A 5475-nucleotide genomic window follows, 5' to 3' on the forward strand; every position below is an offset into this window, starting at 1 on the left:
CTTGCGGGCGGCGGTGATCGACATCGTGTAACTCCTTATGGGAGGTTGAAAACGCGGTCGGGTTCTAGCCGGCCGGCCCGCAACTGACCGAGAGCGACGAGGGTCTGGCCCAAGAAAACCGAAACGGTCCGGGCGTCGCCTTTCAGCTGACCCTTGAGCGTTTCGACCTGTCTGGGGAGCAGAACGATCGGCCGTCCCTGCCGAAGCGAGAAGGCGTCTTGATCCGTAACGGCCAACTCCGGGATGTCGTCCAGGGCGGTCGCGACGGGAAGCAATCCTTCCGAGGCGGCGCCGCTATGCACCATTTCCTCCAGAGAATCCAGCGTCACGGCGTTTTCGACGCTGAACGGCCCCACCCGCTCGCGCCGCAGGGCCGAGACGTGGCCCTCCGCGCCGAGCATGACGGCCAGGTCGCGGGCCAGCGAACGGACGTAGACGCCCTTGCCGGTCCGCATCGTGATCTCCAGGTGGTCGGCGTCGGGCGCGCCGGTAACGGCGGCCTCGTGGATCATCACCCGGCGGGCCTTCAGCTCCACCTCGATACCCTCGCGGGCCAGGTCATAGGCGCGCTGGCCGTCCACCTTGATGGCCGAGAAGGCGGGCGGCACCTGATCGATTTCGCCGACGAAGGCGGGCAGGGCGGCCTTCACCTGTTCCAGCGACGGACGCACGTCCGACCGGGCGACGATTTCGCCCTCGCGGTCCAGGCTGTCGGTGGAGACGCCCCACTGGATGGTGAAGCGATAGACCTTCTGCGCCTCCATCATGAAGGGGACGGTCTTGGTCGCCTCTCCCAGCGCGATGGGCAGGATGCCGGAAGCCAGCGGGTCCAGGGTGCCCGCATGTCCGGCCTTCTGGGCGTCGAACAGGCGGCGGATGCGGCTGACCGCCTCGGTCGAGCCCATCTCGTACGGCTTGTCCAGGCAGACCCAGCCGTTGACGATCTCGCCGCGTTTCCTGCGGCCCATTACGCTTGGCCTACCGCGCTTCGCGCTGCTTGAGGCCGGATCACGCCTGATCGTCCTCGTCGGAGTGTTCGACGTCGGCGCGGACGCGCGGGTCGTCCAGCAGGCGGTTCAGGCGCTCGGCGGCCTCGAAGCTTTCGTCATGGCGGAAGCGCAGGTCGGGGGTGAAACGCATGTCGATATGCTTGCCCAGCACGCCGCGCAGGAATTTGGCGTGGGCGTTCAGCGCCTTGACGATCTCGGTCACGTGACCGGCGGTCGGGGCGTCGGCGACGCCGGCCCCCAGCGGCTCGACGAAGCAGGTGGCGTGCTTCAGGTCGGGCGAAAGGCGGACTTCCGTCACCGTCACCGAGACGCCCTCCATAGCGGGGTCGTGGATCTCTTCCTCGCGCAGCACCTCGACGAGGGCGTGGCGGATCAGCTCGCCGGCGCGCAGCTGGCGCTGGGACGGTCCCTGCGGTCCGGAGGCGTTGCGGGTGTGTTGCTTGCGGCCCATGACGGCGGCCTCCTTCTGGATCGCCCGCCGGGGCTCGGACCCGGCTGAAAGGCGAGGGGGCGAACGCCCCCCGGAATTGAAGAGCGCGCGGTCTAGTCCCCCGCGGCCGGAGTGTCCAGTTGCGCCCGGTCGATAGTGGCCACGACCTCGGACGACTGGATCGATTGCACGGGCCGGATCGGCATGCCCGCGGCGTTCAGCACGCCCGCCGTCCAATGGTTGCACAGGTGGCCGATGGAGAAATGCTCGCGGCTGGCGAAGAAGCGGGCGTCGTCCCCGGCGCGGGCGGCGGCGATACGCGCCGAGCCGGTCGACAGATCCAGCGAGCCCTCGATCCGGGCCGCCATGGCCTCGAACCCGGCCTGCGACAGGCGGAAGTCGCGTCGGCTGTCGGCGTCGAACGTCTCGCGCGGGTCGCGCTGGGCCGGATCGAGCATAACCACGGACGGGTTGCCGGGCCGGAAGAAGGCGCGCGCGCCGTCGGGCAGGCGGTCGCCGATCGGGCTCTGGTCGACATAGAATTTGGCGTCGCCCCAGCCGATCAGGATCCAGTCGCCCGGCGGCAGGCCGCGCACGGCCTCGGCCAGAGCTCCGCCCCGCGCCTCCAGCGCCGCGCGCGGCACGGCCAGGTCGGTATGGAAGCCGTTGTTCAGAAGGCTGATCTCGACGCCGGGCGCGTCGGTGCGCGCCGGCCACAGCGCCGGATCGCTCGGGGCGGCCCAGGTCCACAGGGCGGCGAGCGCCCCGATCACGCCGGCGGCGATGAAGGCCCCCACGCCCGTCCGTTCACGCTTCATCGGGCCCGGAACCTCCATACGCCGCACAGACCGTCCACCGGGGCGTCCGGCCCCACAATCGTCCGCTCACGGAACAGCATCAATTCGACATGGTCCCGGCGATGCAGCAGGGCCGCCACGCCGGGCGCCGCGCCGCCGCACAGGGGCGAGGCGGCGACCGCCTGGTCTCGGCTCTGCGGGACCACGGCGCGCAGTTCGATCTGGGCGTCGCCGGCGGCGTCCAGCCGCGTGGCGAAGGTCTCGCGCAGGCTGTTGAAGGCTTCGCTGCCGGCGGCGATACGCAGGGGACGGGTGCGGAAGGTCTCGCCGCGCTCCAGCCGGATCACCGCGCCGGTGAAGGTGACGCCTCCGGTCGTGTCGCGCGTGATGTCGTCGGCGGGGCCGAACTCCCCGGCCAGCACCATGGCTTCCGGCGCAGCGGTCAGGGGGCCATCGGTCCCGACGGCGGCGGTCTTCAAGCCGTTCAGCCCGTCCGAGGCGCCGTCGGCGGCCCAGTGGAAGATGCGGCTCGCGGCGGGGGCGGCGCCGTCGCGCACGGCGGCCCAGGCCTGGACCGCCTGCTTCTGTTCGATGGCCAGCAGGAACAGCACCAGGCAGACGAAGGCCAACGCTCCGGCGAGGCCCTTCAGGCCCCGGCGGCGTCCGGCCTGCGGTCGTGGGATGGCGGTGGCGCTCATTCGCGCAACCCTAGAGCAAAATCGGTCGAGTTGGACGCCGTCCAGCTCGGCTCAGATTTTGCTCCAGTTTGATGCTGGACCATTTTTTGGATTCAGGTCGAAGCGACCTGAAGCAAAAATGGTCTAGCGGGGTGCGCGGCCGGTGCAAAACCTATCGCCCGATAGGGGCAGAGGAATCCTCGCCAGGCCCGCCGGCGGGCGGCGTCGCCCATTCGCCGCGCCAGTTGTAGGACAGGGTCACGCAGTGCCGGTAGGCGCCGTCGGGCCAGCGGCCGATGGCCTGAGCGGTCAGGGGACGGGCTAGGCGCACCCGACCCAGGATCAGGAAGGCCTGATCGGCGCCCGGGCACAGCGCGCGCGCCAGGCCGCGACCGCCGCCGTCCGGCGAGACGGTGTAGAGGATGTTCTCGGTCGATCCGGCGGGCAGGGCGCGCCGGGCGGCATCCGGACCGCCGATGCGGATCTCGGCCGAACCGCGGTTCGAGGTGGAGATGATGCGCCGTACGGTGATGGCGCCGAACAGGCCCCGGTCGCCTTCCAGGGTGATGCCCCGCGTCAGGGCCTGGGTGACCCGGTCCGAGGCGTCATAGGCCAGGTAGCGGGTCTCGGCCGCGGCCGGACCGGCGACGGCGGAAACGGTCAGCAGGGCGATGAGAAAACGGCGCATGGAAAAGTGATCCCCAATCCGGATGGCGAAAAGGCGACGCCGCGGCGTCGCCTTTCCCTTATCCCCTGAACGACTAGTCCAGCGTGCGCTTGATCTCTTCGACCGTGAAGCACTCGATGTAGTCGCCGGCCTTGATGTCCTGGAAGCCCTGGAAGTGCATGCCGCACTCCTGGCCCGCCGTGACTTCGTTGACCTCGTCCTTGAAGCGCTTGAGCGTCGTGAGGGTGCCCAGTTCCAGGACCACCACGTCGTCGCGGATGATCCGGACCTTGGCGCCCTTGCGGACCACGCCTTCCGACACCCGGCAACCGGCGATCTTGCCGGTCTTGGAGATGTCGAAGACCTGAAGCACGGCCGCGTTGCCCAGGAAGGTTTCGCGTTGCAGCGGGGCCAGCATGCCCGAGAGCACGCCCTTCATGTCGTCCAGCAGGTCGTAGATGATCGAGTAGTACCGGATCTCGACGCCCTCGCGGTCGGCGAGGTCGCGGGCCTGCTTCGACGCACGGACGTTGAAGCCGAGGATCGGCGCGCCGGCCGACTTGGCCAGCTGCACGTCGCTCTCGGTGATCCCGCCGGCGCCCGACATGACGGTGCGCGCGCGCACCTCGTCGTTGCCCATCTTCTCCAGCGAGCCGACGATGGCTTCGGCGGACCCCTGGACGTCGGCCTTGATGATGACCGGCATCTCCGAGATCTTCTTGGTGCCCAGCTTGGCCATCATGTCGGCCAGCGAGACCTGGTTGATGCCGCCGGTCGCCTTCTCGCGCTTCACGCGGGCGCGGTATTCGGTCAGCTCGCGGGCGCGGGCTTCGGATTCCACCACGGCCAGCGGTTCACCGGGGCTCGGCGCCTCATCCAGGCCGAGGATTTCGACGGGGACGGACGGACCGGCTTCGGTCAGCTGCTCGTTGCGCTCGTTCAGCAGGGCGCGAACCTTGCCCCAGGCCGAACCGGCCACGATGATGTCGCCGCGCTTCAGCGTGCCGCGCTTGACCAGGACGGTCGCGACCGGACCGCGGCCCTTGTCCAGCTTGGCCTCGATGACCACGCCTTCGGCGGAGCGTTCCGGATCGGCCTTCAGGTCCATGACCTCGGCCTGCACCAGGATGGCGTCGATCAGACCCTCGAGGTTGGTGCGGTTCTTGGCCGACACCTCGATGATCTGGGTGTCGCCGCCCAGGCTCTCGGCGATGACTTCGTACTGCAGCAGCTCGTTGACCACCTTCAGCGGGTTGGCGTCCGGCTTGTCGATCTTGTTGACCGCCACGATCAGGGGGGCGTTGGCCGCCCTGGCGTGCTGGATGGCCTCGATCGTCTGCGGCATGACGCCGTCGTCGGCCGCGACCACCAGGACCACGATGTCGGTGACGTTGGCGCCGCGGGCGCGCATCGCCGAGAAGGCGGCGTGGCCCGGGGTGTCCAGGAAGGTCACGCGTTGGCCGTCCGGCAGACGGACCTGATAGGCGCCGATGTGCTGGGTGATCCCGCCGGCTTCGCCCGCGGCCACGTCGGTGGTGCGCAGGGCGTCGAGCAGCGAGGTCTTGCCGTGGTCGACGTGGCCCATGATGGCCACGACCGGCGCGCGGGGCGTGGTCGCATCGTCGTCCACGTCGTCGGACAGGAAGCCGGTTTCGACGTCGGACTCGGACACGCGGCGCACAGCCATGCCGAATTCGTCGGCGACCAGCTCAGCGGTGTCGGTGTCGATGACGTCGTTGATCTTCATCATCAGGCCCTGCTTCATCAGGAATTTGATGATGTCGACGCCGCGCACGGCCATCCGGTTGGACAGCTCCTGCACGGTGATGACGTCGGGAATGACGACTTCACGCGGCCGGTTCGGCGCGTCGGTCGAGCCGCCCTTGCGCTTTTC

General features: G+C 69.2%; 6 protein-coding genes. All 6 read right to left on the reverse strand.

Annotated elements, in window-relative coordinates; genetic code table 11:
* Positions 1-35: 35 nt before the first annotated feature.
* Positions 36-968, reverse strand: a complete 933-nt coding sequence (gene truB, locus Q0C81_RS15325; RefSeq protein WP_291839835.1) for a tRNA pseudouridine(55) synthase TruB — start codon at positions 966-968, stop codon at positions 36-38.
* A 40-nt stretch (positions 969-1008) separates the two neighbouring features.
* Positions 1009-1461, reverse strand: coding sequence for a 30S ribosome-binding factor RbfA (gene rbfA / locus Q0C81_RS15330; protein WP_291839838.1), 453 nt, complete (start codon positions 1459-1461; stop codon positions 1009-1011).
* A gap of 92 nt (positions 1462-1553) precedes the next feature.
* Positions 1554-2258, reverse strand: a complete 705-nt coding sequence (locus Q0C81_RS15335; protein ID WP_291839841.1) for a DUF2459 domain-containing protein — start codon at positions 2256-2258, stop codon at positions 1554-1556.
* Positions 2255-2935 (reverse strand): hypothetical protein, encoded by a 681-nt coding sequence (locus Q0C81_RS15340; RefSeq protein WP_291839844.1) that lies wholly within the window; start codon positions 2933-2935, stop codon positions 2255-2257. Before Q0C81_RS15340 ends, Q0C81_RS15335 begins: the two co-directional genes overlap by 4 nt.
* A 151-nt stretch (positions 2936-3086) precedes the next feature.
* Complete coding sequence (locus Q0C81_RS15345) at positions 3087-3602, reverse strand: hypothetical protein (protein WP_291839847.1); 516 nt, start codon at positions 3600-3602, stop codon at positions 3087-3089.
* Positions 3603-3675: 73 nt separating this feature from the next.
* Positions 3676-5475 (reverse strand): translation initiation factor IF-2 (infB, locus tag Q0C81_RS15350; RefSeq protein ID WP_291839850.1); only part of this gene is annotated, 1800 nt, incomplete at its 5' end.

This window comes from Brevundimonas sp. (assembly GCF_023259385.1).
Taxonomy (GTDB): Bacteria; Pseudomonadota; Alphaproteobacteria; order Caulobacterales; family Caulobacteraceae; genus Brevundimonas.

What these genes read in the sequence shown, in the direction of transcription:
- truB (WP_291839835.1), bottom strand. Translation starts at nt 968, where the DNA reads ATGGGCCGCAGGAAACGCGGCGAGATCGTCAACGGCTGGGTCTGCCTG.
- rbfA (WP_291839838.1), bottom strand. Translation starts at nt 1,461, where the DNA reads ATGGGCCGCAAGCAACACACCCGCAACGCCTCCGGACCGCAGGGACCG.
- Q0C81_RS15335 (WP_291839841.1), bottom strand. Translation starts at nt 2,258, where the DNA reads ATGAAGCGTGAACGGACGGGCGTGGGGGCCTTCATCGCCGCCGGCGTG.
- Q0C81_RS15340 (WP_291839844.1), bottom strand. Translation starts at nt 2,935, where the DNA reads ATGAGCGCCACCGCCATCCCACGACCGCAGGCCGGACGCCGCCGGGGC.
- Q0C81_RS15345 (WP_291839847.1), bottom strand. Translation starts at nt 3,602, where the DNA reads ATGCGCCGTTTTCTCATCGCCCTGCTGACCGTTTCCGCCGTCGCCGGT.